General features: G+C 62.4%; 18 protein-coding genes. 8 read left to right on the forward strand and 10 right to left on the reverse strand.

The window, feature by feature from the left end; all coding sequences use genetic code 11:
- Window positions 1-6 precede the first annotated feature (6 nt).
- The 4 genes from fliQ to flgB all read right to left on the reverse strand — a co-directional run bounded on the left by fliQ (window position 7) and on the right by flgB (window position 1,627).
- Entirely contained in the window at window positions 7-270 is a 264-nt protein-coding gene (gene fliQ / locus NL528_RS30620; protein ID WP_309178095.1) for a flagellar biosynthesis protein FliQ, read from the reverse strand.
- A gap of 163 nt (window positions 271-433) precedes the next feature.
- Window positions 434-745 carry a flagellar hook-basal body complex protein FliE gene (fliE, locus tag NL528_RS30625; RefSeq protein WP_309178096.1) on the reverse strand — a complete coding sequence of 104 codons (312 nt, stop codon included), beginning with the start codon at window positions 743-745 and terminating at the stop codon, window positions 434-436.
- Window positions 746-762: 17 nt separating this feature from the next.
- A complete protein-coding gene (flgC, locus tag NL528_RS30630) occupies window positions 763-1,188 on the reverse strand; it encodes a flagellar basal body rod protein FlgC (RefSeq protein WP_309178097.1) in 426 nt (141 codons plus the stop codon).
- 28 nt (window positions 1,189-1,216) lie between these two features.
- Window positions 1,217-1,627, reverse strand: coding sequence for a flagellar basal body rod protein FlgB (flgB, locus tag NL528_RS30635; protein ID WP_309178098.1), 411 nt, complete (start codon window positions 1,625-1,627; stop codon window positions 1,217-1,219).
- Between the two features lie 360 nt (window positions 1,628-1,987).
- Here flgB and NL528_RS30640 point away from each other — a divergent pair, with 360 nt between their 5' ends.
- From NL528_RS30640 to NL528_RS30650, 3 genes are all read left to right on the forward strand, one after another.
- A complete protein-coding gene (locus NL528_RS30640) occupies window positions 1,988-2,914 on the forward strand; it encodes a flagellar biosynthetic protein FliO (RefSeq protein ID WP_309178099.1) in 927 nt (308 codons plus the stop codon).
- The gene (gene fliP, locus NL528_RS30645) at window positions 2,911-3,666 is read left to right on the forward strand and encodes a flagellar type III secretion system pore protein FliP (protein ID WP_309178100.1); all 756 of its coding nucleotides are present in this window, start codon (window positions 2,911-2,913) and stop codon (window positions 3,664-3,666) included. Before NL528_RS30640 ends, fliP begins: the two co-directional genes overlap by 4 nt.
- Window positions 3,667-3,907: 241 nt before the next feature.
- Entirely contained in the window at window positions 3,908-5,209 is a 1,302-nt protein-coding gene (locus NL528_RS30650) for a glycosyltransferase family 87 protein (RefSeq protein WP_309178101.1), read from the forward strand.
- Window positions 5,210-5,365: 156 nt separating this feature from the next.
- On the opposite strand, the gene NL528_RS30655 is transcribed toward NL528_RS30650, so the two are convergent.
- Window positions 5,366-6,442: a glycosyltransferase family 2 protein gene (locus tag NL528_RS30655; protein ID WP_309178102.1), complete on the reverse strand. Its 1,077-nt coding sequence runs from the start codon at window positions 6,440-6,442 to the stop codon at window positions 5,366-5,368.
- Window positions 6,443-6,696: 254 nt separating this feature from the next.
- Window positions 6,697-6,948 (reverse strand): hypothetical protein, encoded by a 252-nt coding sequence (locus tag NL528_RS30660; protein ID WP_309185336.1) that lies wholly within the window; start codon window positions 6,946-6,948, stop codon window positions 6,697-6,699.
- On the opposite strand from NL528_RS30660, the gene NL528_RS30665 reads away from it, so the two are divergent.
- Window positions 6,886-7,434, forward strand: a complete 549-nt coding sequence (locus NL528_RS30665; protein ID WP_309185079.1) for a class I SAM-dependent methyltransferase — start codon at window positions 6,886-6,888, stop codon at window positions 7,432-7,434. The genes NL528_RS30660 and NL528_RS30665 overlap by 63 nt on opposite strands.
- Before the next feature lie 176 nt (window positions 7,435-7,610).
- On the opposite strand, the gene NL528_RS30670 is transcribed toward NL528_RS30665, so the two are convergent.
- Window positions 7,611-8,591 (reverse strand): tripartite tricarboxylate transporter substrate binding protein, encoded by a 981-nt coding sequence (locus NL528_RS30670; protein WP_309185081.1) that lies wholly within the window; start codon window positions 8,589-8,591, stop codon window positions 7,611-7,613.
- A gap of 256 nt (window positions 8,592-8,847) precedes the next feature.
- Here NL528_RS30670 and NL528_RS30675 point away from each other — a divergent pair, with 256 nt between their 5' ends.
- On the forward strand, window positions 8,848-10,665 hold the full coding sequence (locus tag NL528_RS30675) for a long-chain-acyl-CoA synthetase (RefSeq protein WP_309185082.1): 1,818 nt from the start codon (window positions 8,848-8,850) through the stop codon (window positions 10,663-10,665).
- Between the two features lie 5 nt (window positions 10,666-10,670).
- Here NL528_RS30675 and NL528_RS30680 read toward each other — a convergent pair whose 3' ends face one another.
- Entirely contained in the window at window positions 10,671-11,546 is an 876-nt protein-coding gene (locus NL528_RS30680) for an acyl-CoA acyltransferase (RefSeq protein WP_309185084.1), read from the reverse strand.
- A gap of 102 nt (window positions 11,547-11,648) precedes the next feature.
- Here NL528_RS30680 and NL528_RS30685 point away from each other — a divergent pair, with 102 nt between their 5' ends.
- The 3 genes from NL528_RS30685 to NL528_RS30695 are packed head-to-tail and all read left to right on the forward strand — an operon-like array spanning window position 11,649 to window position 13,990.
- Window positions 11,649-11,894 carry a phosphopantetheine-binding protein gene (locus tag NL528_RS30685; protein ID WP_309178103.1) on the forward strand — a complete coding sequence of 82 codons (246 nt, stop codon included), beginning with the start codon at window positions 11,649-11,651 and terminating at the stop codon, window positions 11,892-11,894.
- Window positions 11,881-13,266, forward strand: a complete 1,386-nt coding sequence (locus tag NL528_RS30690; RefSeq protein WP_309178104.1) for a fatty acid--CoA ligase family protein — start codon at window positions 11,881-11,883, stop codon at window positions 13,264-13,266. Before NL528_RS30685 ends, NL528_RS30690 begins: the two co-directional genes overlap by 14 nt.
- Window positions 13,259-13,990, forward strand: coding sequence for an SDR family NAD(P)-dependent oxidoreductase (locus tag NL528_RS30695; protein WP_309178105.1), 732 nt, complete (start codon window positions 13,259-13,261; stop codon window positions 13,988-13,990). The genes NL528_RS30690 and NL528_RS30695 overlap by 8 nt, the downstream gene beginning before the upstream one ends.
- 39 nt (window positions 13,991-14,029) lie before the next feature.
- Here the strand turns inward: NL528_RS30695 and NL528_RS30700 are convergent, their stop codons facing one another.
- Both NL528_RS30700 and NL528_RS30705 read right to left on the reverse strand, forming a co-directional pair.
- Window positions 14,030-14,320 (reverse strand): hypothetical protein, encoded by a 291-nt coding sequence (locus tag NL528_RS30700; protein WP_309178106.1) that lies wholly within the window; start codon window positions 14,318-14,320, stop codon window positions 14,030-14,032.
- Window positions 14,321-14,543: 223 nt separating this feature from the next.
- Entirely contained in the window at window positions 14,544-14,666 is a 123-nt protein-coding gene (locus NL528_RS30705; RefSeq protein ID WP_309178107.1) for a hypothetical protein, read from the reverse strand.
- Between the last annotated feature and the right edge of the window lie 147 nt (window positions 14,667-14,813).

The raw sequence follows: 14,813 nt of genomic DNA on the forward strand, positions 1-14,813 counted from the left end.
ATGCCATCAACCGCCTATGATTCGCGACGATATCCGCATCATGTGACTGTGCAGCGAATCCGCCATGAACGGCAGCGCCAGCAACAGCGTCACGAAGATCGCCAGGATCTTCGGCACGAAGATCAGCGTCTGCTCCTGGATCTGCGTCAGCGCCTGGAACAGCGACACGACGACGCCGACCACAAGGGCAACCACCATCAGCGGCGACGACACTATGACAATGGTCCAGATCGCATCACGCGCCACGTCGAGGGTTTCAGCACCGGTCATTTCAGATTCCTGTCTACTCTGGAAGCTCAGCACCCGTCATTGCGAGGAGCCCTTGCGACGAAGCAATCCATTCTTTCTTTTTGCTGCGCGATGGATTGCTTCGCGGAGCCTGTCATCGGGCGGCGCTTCGCGCCGACCCGTTGGCTCGCAATGACGGCGCGCATCAGATCGGCATCTTCATGATGTCTTCGTAGGACTGGATGACGCGATCGCGCACCGAGACCAGCGTCGAGACCGCGACGTCGGTTTCCGCCACCGCCGTCACCACGTCCATGACGTTGGCCTTGCCCGAGGTCATCGCCATGGTCTGGGCGTCGGATTTCTTGCCGGCCTCGAGCACGCTGCCGACCGCATCCTTGAGCAGCGCCGAGAAGGACGGGCCGCCCGAGGTCTGGCCGCCCTTCTCCGCGCCGCCCGATTCCATCATGCGGGCAAGGCTGGCGTAGGCGTTGGCAGCGACTGTGGGTGTAGCCATTTGCTAAAAATTCCTGTTCAGGCCTTGAGGATGTCGAGCGTGCGTTGAATCATCCGGCGCGTGGCGCTGATGATGTTGAGGTTCGCCTCATAGGATCGCTGGGCGTCGCGCATGTCGGTCATTTCGATCAGCGGATTGACGTTGGGATATTTGACGTTGCCCGCGGCATCCGCCGCCGGATTGCTCGGCTCGTATTTGACGCGAAACGCCGACTGGTCGGTGCGGACCTTGCCGAGGGCTACGACCTTTGCGTCCAGCGTCCGGTCGAGCGTGGAGGAAAAGGTCGGCACCTTGCGGCGATAGGGGTCGCCGGCGGCGGTCGGCGCGGTCGAATCCGCGTTGGCGATGTTTTCCGAGATCACCCGCATCCGCCCGGCCTGCGCGCGCAGACCGGAGGTCGCAATGCCCATCGAGCGGGCGAAATCGCTGCTATTGTCAGCCATGTCCGGGTTCCTCCGCCATAATCATGATCTAGCCCTTGCCGATCGCTGTCTTCAGAAGGTGCAGGCTCTTGCTGTAGAGCGAGGTGGCCGCGGCGTAGTCCATCTGGTTGGCGGACACTTTCAGCATCTGGTCCTCGAGGTTGACGGCGTTGCCGGCGGGCCGGGTCTGGAATCCGCTCTTGCCGCCATCCCCGTCGAAGGTCTGTCCGCCGCCGGATACCGCGATATGGCTGGTCGAGGTCCGCATCATCGCCAGCGACCCCATCCCGCCGCCGACGGTTCCACCCTTGTTGTCGAAGGTCGGCTCGACCAGATCGCGCGGCTTGAAGTTCGGCGTATCCGAGTTGGAGATGTTTTCGGACAGCACCCGCTGGCGCTCCTGGTGCCACTGCATCTTGGTGCGCAGCGCCGACAGGATCGGAAGATCGTTCATGGGCATGGGCGCCGCTCCCGTTAACCTCTGTGCCACGTTCGAGGTAGGCAGAATTTGCCCGGTGTATGGTTAACGGTCGGTTAAAATCGCGCGCTTTGGCCGCGGACAGTGCGCGAGACCGCAAAGCGAGCGCATTTTCGCCACGAAAGCTGCGTTAACCAGCAAGAGCCAATGCTTTTCGCGCGCTCAGAAGTCGTTTTGGATCAAGCGATTCTTGGTCTATTAATTAACGGGCGGCAGGGTTTGCCGTGGGGAGTTAAGGAATAAGGCTGATCTCGGGCGTGATTCGCCGTATGTGGATCGCTTCCAATCCGCACGCGTTGAAGTATGCCATGTTGAGGACGGCCTCTGGCCGGGGACCAAAGAATGCCGCAGACACTGACATTCCTCTTCGCATTCATCGCCGTTCTGGCGCTGATCGGCGTCGCCGCATGGCTGGTTCGCCGCTTCGCCACCAACCGCCTCGGCGCCAATCCCAATCGCGGACGGATGCCGCGGCTGGCCGTGATCGACGCCGCCGCCGTCGACGGCCGCCGGCGTCTGGTGCTGGTACGGCGCGACAATGTCGAACATCTCCTGATGATCGGCGGTCCGAGCGACATCGTGGTGGAACCCAATATCGTGCGCGCGACCCCCGGGCGGGATCAGATGTCGCCGCGGCCCGCAGTAGCCGGCGCCGAGCAGCCGCCCCGGATTGCGCCACTGCCCGATGCCGCCTGGGCCGACAGCGAAGGTTCCCGGACCGACATGTTCGACCATGCGGAACCGCAAATGCCGGAGCCGCCGCCGCGCTCGGCCCGCCCCTCCTTCGCCGACGAGGTTCGCCGCCCGGTGCCGGAGCGCCGCAGCGATCCGATGGCCGGCTTTGCGCCGGAACCGATTGGCAGCCGCCCGGAGCCAAGGGCTGAAGCGCGCCCCGATCCGGTCCCGCCGCGGATGACCCGCACCGAACCAATGCTGCCGCGAGCGCCGCGTCCGAGCGAACCGCCGAAAGCGCCACCGCCGGTGCGGGCGCCGGAACGCGCCGCAGCACCTCCGCCGCCGCCTTCCGCGTCGCCGCCGCAATCCAGCGCCGACCAGAATCTTGCCGAGATGGCGCAGCGACTGGAAGCAGCCCTGCGTCGGCCGGCCGGCGACACCGCGCCGCCGGTCGCGCCCGAGCCGCCGCCCGCCCGTCCGGCGCGCAGCGAGGCCCCCCCTCCCGCTCCCGCTCCCGCTCCGCAGAAGAGCGGCTTTGAAAATCTCGAAGACGAGATGGCGTCCTTGCTGGGCCGTCCAAAGTCTCCTTCGTGAGATCGGCGAAAGTCCCGCGTAGAGTTTTATTTTTTTCCGTACTGATAGCCACCGCCGGATCGCTGATCGATCCGGCGTTCGCGCAGGATATCAGCATCAATCTCGGCCAGGGCAATGGCGGCGTCACCGAGCGCGCGATCCAGCTGATCGCGCTACTCACGGTGCTCTCGATCGCGCCGTCGATCCTGATCATGATGACGTCGTTCACGCGCATCGTCGTGGTGCTGTCGCTGCTGCGCACCGCATTGGGCACTGCGACCGCGCCGCCGAACTCGGTGATCATCGCGCTGGCGATGTTCCTGACCGCGTTCGTGATGGGGCCGGTGCTGCAGAAATCCTATGACGACGGCATCAAGCCCTTGGTCGCCAACCAGATCGGCGTCGAGGAAGCGCTGCAGAAGGCATCGGTGCCGCTGCGCGGCTTCATGCAGAAGAACGTCCGCGAGAAGGATCTAAAACTGTTCATGGATCTCTCCGGCGAACCGCCGCCGGCAACACCTGAAGAGATGTCGCTGCGGATACTGGTGCCGGCCTTCATGATTTCCGAACTGAAGCGCGCGTTCGAGATCGGCTTCCTGCTGTTCCTGCCGTTCCTGATCATCGATCTCGTGGTCGCATCGGTCCTGATGTCGATGGGCATGATGATGCTGCCACCGGTCGTGGTATCGCTGCCGTTCAAGCTGATCTTCTTCGTGCTGGTCGACGGCTGGTCGCTGGTGGCGGGCAGCCTGGTGCAGAGCTACGGGGGGTAGGCGCTCATTCCGGAGGCCGCGCCAAAATCGCGGAAGCCCAGTTGATGTCACCGGTCCCAATGGCCTTGATGAAAGCGGCGGAAGCGGACACCAGAGCCGCGACGATCCGGAGTATATTTCCGGCTCGACGATCTAGCATTTACGGCAAATGCTGCGCTGACTTGCGTTAATGCTTGGCATTGCCGCTACCGTCTTAAGCCACCAGAAAGGAAGGGCCGCTAAACTCCGGCCCATGAGGCCGTTGCAGAAAACATTGCTGCTGTTGTTTGCGACATGCTTGGCGACGCAGGCCGGCGCCAATCTGATCAAGTATTTCCACGAACTGTCGGACGGCTCGCGCTTCGGTGGCGACTTCATTAGTTTCTGGAATGCGGCGCATCGAGTGCGGCACGGCGAGTTCACCGCCATCTATGATCCAGAAACGTGGCAAAGAATCTTGTCGACGAATACGACGAGCACCCTCTCGTGGTTCGTATATCCACCATTCACCTTATTTGGATTATGGCCGCTGGGCGACGCGACGTACAACGAAGCGGTCCTGGCCTGGTCGCTCGTTCCGCTGGCCTTCTATTTTGCTTTGATCGTTTTGTTGGCGAAACGCTCCGGCTTGGGTGCCGGCGCCAATCCTGCTTGCGAGAATCACTGGCCGCGAATGCAGGCTTACGCCGTGCTTATCGCATTCTCCTTGCCCTTTCTCAGCGCCAATTTGTTTAGCGGACAAACCGGTACGCTCATAGCCGTGCTGTTTCTGGGGGCGGCGTATTTCTGGCCAACGCGTCCTGTTCTAACAGGAATTTGCATCGGTCTTTTGGCAATCAAACCACAAATGGGCCTGTTGATGCCCTTTGCGCTGATAGCGTCCGGTCAGTGGCGCGTCGTCGCGGCCGCAGCGACAACCGTCCTCTCTTTGATTGTTCTCTCGACGATATGGCTTGGAGCCGCCATCTGGACAGATTATCTGCGTATGAGCCAGCTGTTCGGCCATTTTATCGGCAGGGGCTACGACCAGATACAACAGCTGGCACTCGGTCCCTATGTGTCGTTGCAGGGAGCTGGAATGCCGGCTGCTCTCGCGGGCCTTTTGCAGGTGGTCGTGATCGTTGCGGTTCTGACCGTGATCACCCGGGGTTTTTCGCGGTGGAAGTCAAACAGCCAGGAAACGGGAAAGGAAGATGGGAGGCTTGATCTTCGATTGGCGCTCCTGGCCGCGGGGACGTTGCTTGCAACGCCGTACTCATTGTCTTACGACACACCACTGCTGATGCTGTCCGTTATCCCGCTGCTCGCACGCAACTGGCGTGATGGGTGGGACGGGATCGAATTAGCCTCGGTAACGGCGCTACTGATCATGCCCTATGCACAGCCTGTCGCAGTTGGCAGCCATGTTCCGTTTGCCTTCCTGGCCCTGTTACTTTGGTTTGGCGTGCTGTATCGGCGTTTTCAAAAAGAAGCCCCAGCCGGCTGGCTTGCACATCCCGGGTACAAAAAGCACCCTTTTTATCCGGAAGATGGTCGCAAGCTAGCCCCGAGCGCGAATAGCTGACCAAACACCCTCGCCACATGATAAACGCGACGATGTCGATCACGCGCATCCCGCAAGCGAGCGTCACATCATCCGCGATTGCCTTGACGCGCGCGCCAAACAAGCCGCCGGCATTCTGCCAGGCCTGATACAGCGCGGGATGATTCAGGATCGCCGTTACTGGGCGATCTCGTCGAGAAGCGGCTCGTGTGCCTCGGCATCCAACTCGGCTTGCAGCGCCTTGAATGGCGAGTTCCCAGAACTCTTCCGGCCGGGCGGCGGATCGTGCGGCAGCCGATCCGGCAAACGGGCACGCCGGCGGAGCTGAGAGATCACGAACAGTGGCCGATGCTTCGATTGAATATAGGTGCGGCCGACATATTCCCCGATCAGGCCGAGGACCAGGAGTTGCACGGAGGAAATTCCAACGACAAGCAGCGTCAGGCTGGTCCAACCGGGTACGGTGCCGGAGAGAATCCAGCCTACCGCTGCCCAGAGGCCGACAAAAGTGAGGACCGTCGTCAACAACGCGCCGACATAGGTTGCGATCCGCAGCGGGACCATGGAAAAGCTCACCAGCGCATCCGCGGCGAAGCCGATCATTTTGGTCAGCGGATATTTGGTGGTACCGGCAAATCGGGCGTTGCGATCGTATTCAAAAGCAACCTGCTTGAAACCGAGCCAGGCGACCATGCCCCGAATAAACCGATCATGTTCCGGCATCTGCACAACCTGATCGGAGATGCGCCGGCTCATGAGCCGGAAGTCGCCGGTATCAACCGGGATATTGACGCGCGTCAGGTTGGCGAGCAGGCGGTAGAATGCCTCGGCTGACCTCTTCTTGAAGCGGCCCTCGCCGGCACGGCTTCGTCGCTGCCCATAGACCACGTCGGCGTCTTCACGCACCATCAGATCGTACATCGGGCCCAGCAGTTCCGGGGGATCCTGCAGGTCGGCGTCAATGACGAGGACCAGGTCGCCGCGCACGGTGGAAAGTCCGGCCGTTAGTGCCAACTGGTGACCGTGGTTGCGCGACAGACGAACCGCGACGACATTGCGATCTTGCGCCGAAAGCTCGTTGATGATTTTCCACGTATTGTCGGTCGAACCGTCATCGACGAGGATGAGTTCGAATTTCTGACCGAACCGCGCGCGCGCTGCTGCAGTCATCTGACGATGAAATTCGCGCAATCCCTCTTCTTCGTTGCAACACGGCACCACGATCGACAGGAACAGTCTTTTGGGGCGCTGCATACCGTCGTGAATTTCCATGACTCTGGCAGCCTGCAAGATAGGGAATCGAATTCGACTGGTCGCGACATACTCGGTGAACCCCGGTTAATTATTCATCAATTTTTATGGCCAACCTGGCGCATGATTCGCTAACCTTTGCGGGGGTTCAATTGTCCCACCGGGTCCTGTGGGAGGCGGATATGTAATTAAATATTGGGGCCTATTGTAATTGTTCGAGCCCCCGACAACGAACCGCCGACCCGGCTTCGCAGAAATTAGAACGATTCAGCGCGTGAAACGGGTAACCCGATAGCAACATGGACCAGGCCGAATTCGACCGCTTCGCCGACGAATACCACGACCAGCATCGTGAGAACGTGGCTGTCACCGGGGAGGGCCCGGAGTATTTCGCGGAATACAAGATCAGGAAGCTGCGGCAGATCGTCGATCGCGGCGGCATCGGCGTGTCCCGAATCTGCGACTTCGGTTCCGGAATCGGCAACTCGATTCCGTTCTTTCGGACGCATTTTCCTCAAGCTTCGCTGACGTCATGCGATGTGTCCGAGCGCAGCCTTGCGCTCAGCAAACAGCGTTATCCGGATTCCACCAACTATCGTCTGATCGAAAATGACCGCATCCCCGCCGAACCGGACGCTTTCGACCTGGCATTTTCGGCATGCGTGTTTCACCACATCCCCCATGACGAGCACGCCATGTGGCTGCGGGAGCTTTACCGGATTACGAAACCGGGCGGATTGATCGCCATCTTCGAGCATAATCCGTTGAACCCCCTCACCGTCCATGCGGTAAACACCTGCCCTTTCGACGTGAATGCGAAACTTGTTCTTGCCCGCAATTTGGCGCAACGATTGGCTGAGGCCGGTTGGGCGTCCCCTCGGATTCGATACAATCTGTTTTTTCCGCGTGCGCTTGCCCTGCTCCGTCCCATCGAGGACAAACTCGGCTGGCTGCCGCTTGGGGCGCAATACGTTGCGCTCGCGCGCAAATTCTAACGAAGCGGTTTGGAGCCGACCCGCCATGCACCGGGCGGTTGTCTGATGTTCTACTGGTGGACCAAATTTAGCATTTCGACTCCCTTGGAGCGCGCCGGTCTGCACGTGGTCGAATATCAAGGCTGAGCCGAAAAAATCGGCCCGCCTCGGCAAGTGCATTGGCCACCGGCCGGGTTTTACTTGTGCCCCGACAGTTCCACGACCTTGCGCCAGCGCTCGGTTTCCACGACGAGCATGGCGCCGAACTGGCCGGCGTTGCCCTCAATGGGAATGGCGCCGAGTTCGCCGAGCCGCGCCTTGATGGCGGGGTCGGCCAGCGCCGCATTGATTTCCTTGTTGAGCAGTTCGAGGATTTGCGGCGGCGTATCGTGGGGCGCGCCGACGCCGTAGAACGACGCGGTCTCATATCCCGGCAAGGTATCGCTGATCGGAGGCACGTCGGGCATGATTTCCGACCGTTCCCTTGTGGTCACGCCGAGCGCTCGGATCTTTCCCGACCGGACCAGTTCGAACGAGGACGTGACGTTGTCGAACATGCCCTGGATCTGGCCGGACATCAGGTCGGTCAGGCCCGGTGCCGATCCGCGGTAGGGCACGTGGATGAAGTCGACGCCGGCCATCGCCTTGAACAGTTCGCCGGACAGATGCAGCGACGTGCCGATTCCGGAAGACGCGACGCTGAGCTTGCCTGGATTGGCTTTGGCGTAGGCGATGAAATCCGCAACGCTGTGCACCGGAAGATCGTTGCTGACCACGAGCACCAGCGGAATACGGGCGACACCGGCGACCGGCGCGATGCCCTTGGCAAAATCATAGGGCAGCGACGGATCGAACGAGGCGTTGATGGCGTTGGCCGTGCTGGTCAACAGCAGCGTATAGCCGTCCGGCGGCGACGAGATGACGGCCTGGGTGCCGATATTGCTGCCGGCGCCTGGCTTGTTCTCGACCACGAAGGGCTGGCCCAGCCGCTCGGTCAGATGCTGGCAGATCAGCCGCGAAAGCACGTCGGTCGCGCCGCCCGCCGCGTACGGGACAACCCATTTTACCTGACGGGTCGGGTAGACCAGATCGGCGCGCGCGGCCCTCGCGACATTGACGCCGAGCAGCGATATCCCGGCGCACGCTGCGGAATGAAGGAGCGCTCTCTTGCTGATCATCATCGCGGCCTTTCGTCGTTTTAACCGAGGCCGATATCGCAGGAATCCGGCGGCGCCGCACGGCATTCCCGGCATCGTGGTAAAATTCGCGCGCAGCTGACGCTGCGAAAGCATCGATACGTATTCGATTGCCGATGAATTAATCAAAACCCTGCCCATCCCATTTGCACGGGAAAGGAGTTTTAACTCTGCTGATTAACACCTCGGCGGACGGACCCCAGTATAGATGGCGCGGAAAGCCAACGCATTTTGGGCCATGAACACCGGCGTCATCAATCACGCGACAGAACCCGCGCAGCTTCGCGGCAGGCCGTCGGCCGCCAAAAGCTGGCTGAAGGCGATCGAGCTCACCTCGCATATCGAGGCCGATCCGCATCGCCTGTTTGCCGACATCGTCGAGGATTGGTCGGAGAAACAACCGGACCGCCCCGCGCTGATATCGGATGCGATGACGTTGAATTACCGGGATCTGGCGGCCCGGATCAACCGCTATGCGCGCTGGGCAATGTCGGCGGGCATCGAGGCCGGCGATACCGTCAGCCTGTTCATGCCGGGTGGCCCCGATTACATCGCGGCGTGGCTCGGGATCACCAAAGTCGGCGGCGTCGCCGCGCTGATCAACACAAAACTGGTCGGGCAGTCGCTGGCGCACGGCCTCAATGTCGCGAATGCCGATCAAATCATCCTCGCCAACAATCTTGCCGGCGTATTTGAAACCGCCGTCCCGCATCTGAAGCACGCGCCAAAAATCTGGCACCACGGTGATGTCGCCGCAGAGGCGAGCATCGATGCCGCGCTCGCGAAAATGGATGGCGCGGCATTGTCATCCGCCGAACGCCGCGGCATCACCATCAACGATCGGGCGCTGCTGATCTACACCTCGGGCACCACCGGCCTGCCCAAGGCCGCCAGCATCAGTCACCGGCGTATCCTCAACTGGGGCGGCTGGTTTGCCGGACTGACCAACGCTGCACCCGACGACCGCCTGTACGACTGCCTGCCACTCTGCCACAGCGTCGGCGGCATCGTCGCGCCCTGCAGCATGCTGGCCGCTGGCGCCTCGGTGGTGCTGGCCGAAAAATTCTCGATCGAGCGTTTCTGGCACGACATCGTCCGCCATGATTGCACCCTGTTCCAATATATCGGCGAGCTCTGCCGCTATCTGTTGAAGGCGCCGCCATCCGAACTCGAACGCGGGCACCGGCTGCGGCTGGCCTGCGGCAACGGATTGCGCGGCGACGTCTGGGAAGCCTTTCAGGCCCGGTTCGCGATTCCGCAGATCCTCGAATTCTACGCGGCGACCGAAGGCAATTTCTCGCTGTACAATGTCGAGGGCAAACCCGGCGCGATCGGGCGGATCCCGGCGTTCCTGGCCCATCGGTTTCCGGCGGCGATCATCCGTGTCGATGCCGAGCTCGGCACACCCATTCGCGGCGCGGACGGCCTGTGCGTCCCCTGCGCGCGCGGCGAAGCCGGTGAAGCGATGGGGCGGATCGGAACCGCCGACGAGGCCGGCGGCCGCTTTGAGGGCTATACCGACGCCGCTGAAACCGAAAAGAAGATCCTGCGCAACGTGCTGGCGCCCGGCGATGCCTGGTTCCGTACCGGCGACCTGATGACGCGCGACGAGCGCGGCTATTTCCGCTTCGTCGACCGGCTCGGCGATACGTTTCGCTGGAAGGGCGAAAACGTCGCGACCTCCGAAGTCAACGAAGGCGTTGCGCAATGTCCTGGCGTCGTCGACGCCGCGACCTATGGCGTGAGGCTTCCGGGCACCGATGGCCGCGCCGGCATGGTTGCGATCGTGACCGGCGATGGTTTCGACCTCGGGGAATTGCGAGATCACCTGTCGCGCCGGCTGCCGGTCTACGCCTGCCCCGTCCTGGTGCGCATCTGCGCGACATTGGACAGTACCGAAACCTTCAAGCAGAAAAAGCACGAACTGACTCGCGAGGGGTTCGATCCCGCGCGCGTGAAAGACCCGCTGTTTTTCCTCGATGTAAGCTCGGGCTTCTATCGTCCGATCGATGCCGAGGCCTATGCGCAGCTCATGGACGGCGCGCTGCGGCTATAGCCGGATCACATGCCGAAGATCGCCAGTTCGGTGTCGGCGAGATCGCCGAGCGCGGCGCGATGCGGCCCCTTGAAATATTTGCGGCCCTGCGGCTCGCGATAGACCCCGGTCAACCCGGCCACCGGCCCGTTCGCATCGACAATGACCACCGGCTTGCCGTGCCACAGCAGATAGCGGCCGATCACAGCCGCGCAACGAACGTAATTCGCGACGCTGTTGCAATAACCGAGCAGCATCGCGGGCACCGGAATGATCCCGCGGCGCTTGCGCAGCGGGAAGAAGATAAACGGCAATGCAGCTTCGTTCGTATGGCAGACCAGACTGAGGCAGCCATATTCGGCGTGACGCCGCAGCATCTCCAGGTCCGCGTCCGCCAGGCCCTCGATCGCTTTCGTATCCGCGCCGACCGCCTCGATCCGCATGCCGCGTCCGCCGCCCGACAGCACAGGCACGGAAAAATACCGGCCGCGGCAATAGGCTTGGTATCCCTGCGCTTCGAGGATCGGCCAGGTGCGGGTGGCCGGCGTGACGTTGAGATAGGTGACGTCCTTGCGCTTCTGCGCCATCGAGGCAAACAGCGCCGCGTAGTTCCGGAACGCCGGATCGACATACCAGCTCGACACGTTGCAGCGTGTCACGGTCTGGCCGTCGAGGATCCTGCTCGAATAGATCAGCAGCAGGCAGCCGACCGGCACGCCCTCATTTTCGAGCAGATAGCCGTAGCGCGGCACGTCTGGCGGCACGGGTCTGGTGGCCTGGCGGTGCAGGCCGCGCATCCAGTACTCACGCGGCCGGTACACGAACCCGCGAGTCAGGAGGTCGCCGACCGTCTCGAGATCGGCCTCCAATATCTCGCGAATCCGGGGCTTTGCGGCGAGGATCATGTTTACCAATGAACCCAAAAGATCGACGAAAGGCGGCGCTATTTCGCTTTTGCATTCTATGATGTCCTCTCACACTTCAATGGGAAGGCAAAAGAATCCATGTCGGTAAGGTTAAGGATCATTGCAGCGATGCAGCAGATCGCCGTCGAGCAGCAGGTGAGGCTGCCGCCGCTGCATGACGAACTGTCGCTTCACGAAACCGGATTCGACTCGCTCGGCTTCGCCATCCTGGTGGCGCGTCTCGAAGACGATCTCGGCGTCGACCCCTTCACGATCGCGGATGATGCCGCGTTCCCGCTCACGATCGGCGACTTCGTCAGGGCGTATGAAAATGTCCCCGCGTGAGATTTTTGCGCTCCGCGATTATCTCGGCCCGGAGCTGACGGGCCGGACGATTTCGGATGCGCGACAGATCGTATCGCTGACCGATATTCTCGAACGGGCCTGCCTCGGCAACCGTCTCGGCGAACTCGCCGGCCGCGCCGTGCTGCTGGCGGTGACCGATCAACTGATGTCCGGGCTTGCGATGACGGAGCTCGATGGCGTCGCCCGGCGCATGCTGCTGTGTCCGCCCGATGTCAGCGCCGATCACGTCCGCTCGCTGGTCCAGGACGCCGGGATCGATGCCGTCGTGACCGACCGGCCAGCCGAGTGGAACACCGCCGGGATCGACCTGGACGTTACGGCCCGATCGCCCGCAGCTGGGGCGAGTCGCGCACGAACCGAGCGCGCGACCGAGTGGCTGATGCTGACGTCGGGCACCTCGGGCGTACCAAAGATCGTCCGTCACACCCTGGAAGGCCTGACCGGCGCGATCATCGCCGACGGCCCCGCCCGCGGCGGCCCGGCCGTCTGGGCGACCTTCTATGACATCCGCCGCTATGGCGGCCTCCAGATCTTCCTGCGCGCCATCATCGGCGGCGGCTCGATGGTGCTGTCGCAGCCGGAAGAGCCGGTCGCCGATCATGTCGCGCGCCTGAACAAGATGGGAGTCACCCACATCTCGGGCACGCCGTCGCACTGGCGCAAGCTTCTGATGAGCGGATCGGCCTCCGGGTTTTCTCCATCCTACGTTCGGCTGTCCGGCGAGATCGCCGATCAGGCCGTGCTCGACGGTTTGAGCAAGGCATATCCAAAGGCCTCGATCGGCCACGCCTATGCCTCGACCGAGGCCGGCGTCGGCTTTGCGGTCAATGACGGCCGCGAAGGTTTTCCGGCCCATATGGTCGGCGACAGAAACGGCGGCGTCGAGATGAAAATCGAGGACGGATCGCTGCGGATCCGCTCGACGCGCACCGCGCACGCCTATGTCGGCCGGCACGCCGCCGCGCTCACCGACGGCGACGGCTTCGTCGATACCGGCGACATGGTCGAGTTGCGCGGCAACCGCTATCATTTCGTCGGCCGCCGCGGCGGCATCATCAATATCGGCGGGCTGAAAGTGCATCCCGAAGAGATCGAAGCCGTCATCAACCGGCACGCGGAAGTGCGGATGTCGCGCGCCAAATCGCGCCGCAGTCCGATCACCGGCGCGATCGTGGTGGCCGATGTCATTCTGGCCGATGGCTGCGGCCCGGACCGCAGCGAGGAGATCCGCACCAACATTCTGGCCGATTGCCGGGCGCAGCTCGCCGCGCACAAGGTGCCCGCCGTGATCCGCTTTGTCGCATCGCTCGACATCACGGCGGCCGGAAAGCTGGCGCGAAACGATGCGTAACGTCCTGGTGACCGGAGGCAGCCGCGGCATCGGGCTTGCGATCGTGCAACGGCTTGCCGCGGCCGGCTACAATGTCATCGCGGTGGCGCGGCGCCCGAGCGATGAACTGAGCGACGCCATCCGCGATGCCGCGACCGGCACCGGCGCCATTCACTTCAGGGCATTCGACCTCAGCGAAACCGGCGCCATCCCCGCCTTTGTCAAAGGCCTGCGCGACGAATTCGGCGCGATCTACGGCCTCGTCAACAATGCCGGCATCGGCACCGAGGGACTGCTGGCCACCATGCACAACAGCGAGATCGAGGCCCTGGTCGGCCTCAACATCCTCTCGCCGATCATTCTCACGAAATATGTCGTGCGCCAGATGATGGCCGACGGCGCCGGCCGCATCGTCAACATGTCCTCGATCATCGCGACGACGGGTTACAACGGCCTGTCGGTCTACGGCGCGACCAAGGCGGCGGCGACCGGCTTTACCCGCTCGCTCGCGCGCGAGGTAGGCAAGCTCGGGATCACCGTGAACGCGATCGCGCCGGGCTTTATCGATACCGAACTGACAAAGGATCTTGCCGAGGATCAGCGCAAGCGGATCGCCGGCCGCAGCGCGTTGCGCCGCCTCGCCGCCCCGGACGATGTGGCCCGGATGGTGGAATATCTGCTCGGCGACGGCGGCAGCAACATCACCGGCACCGTGATGACGATCGACGCCGGCAATACGGCTTGATGCCGCCGTTGACGCGTTCCGGCGACGAAACCCGATCGCTCAGACCGGCTGTTCGCGCGCGTTATGGCTCATTCCGCGGGCGAGAACGCGGACCTGCCGCACCGGCCGGTTGAACAGGGTTTGCGCGATCCACGCGACTTTCTTCGAATAGTGCAGGTCGATCACCGCGGCACAATGCTCCGACGGCGACCAGGCCCGCAGCTCGTCGTCGACAACCTCCACGATCTCGAGTCCAAGGAACACCTGGTCGTATACATGCTCCCCGAAAAACCGGTTGAGCTTCGCTTCAAACGCGAATTGCTCGATTTTCGTGGGTCGGAAAGACGTCATGCGAGAACCCGGTAATACAGCCCTATGCATAGGTAACCCCACAGGCAAAAAGGTTCTGGCATTGGGCCATGCAGCCGCCGCGTGGAATAACAGGCAGGCGGCGGCGTTAAACGCGGGTCTCGGCGGTCTTGCCGGGCCGGGCCGGCCCCCGAGATCTAGCCCACCGGCGGTGTCGGCGCTCGAAAAATAGCATCCTTGGAGTGCGTTTGCGGAGCGCTGCAGCCTATACCTGCCAATGTTCGACCTTGCCGACCATGTCCCAATTGAGCGCGTCGAGGTCGCCATCGATCCGCGAATTGCGGCGGCTGGTATTGGTGAACGCCGCCCAGCAGAATCCGCTGTGCATTGTCGACGTTCAAGCTTCATGGAAACAAGTCCCCTGCCTCAACTCCGCCCCGGATCGCCGCCGCGCGGCACGCAAGACAGCCAACCGGCGACCTCGGTGGCTGGCGCGGCCCGGATAGGTTATCAAGATCATAGTGCAACCGAGAGA

The sequence above is a fragment of the Bradyrhizobium sp. Ash2021 genome (assembly GCF_031202265.1).
In the GTDB taxonomy this organism is placed as follows: domain Bacteria; phylum Pseudomonadota; class Alphaproteobacteria; order Rhizobiales; family Xanthobacteraceae; genus Bradyrhizobium.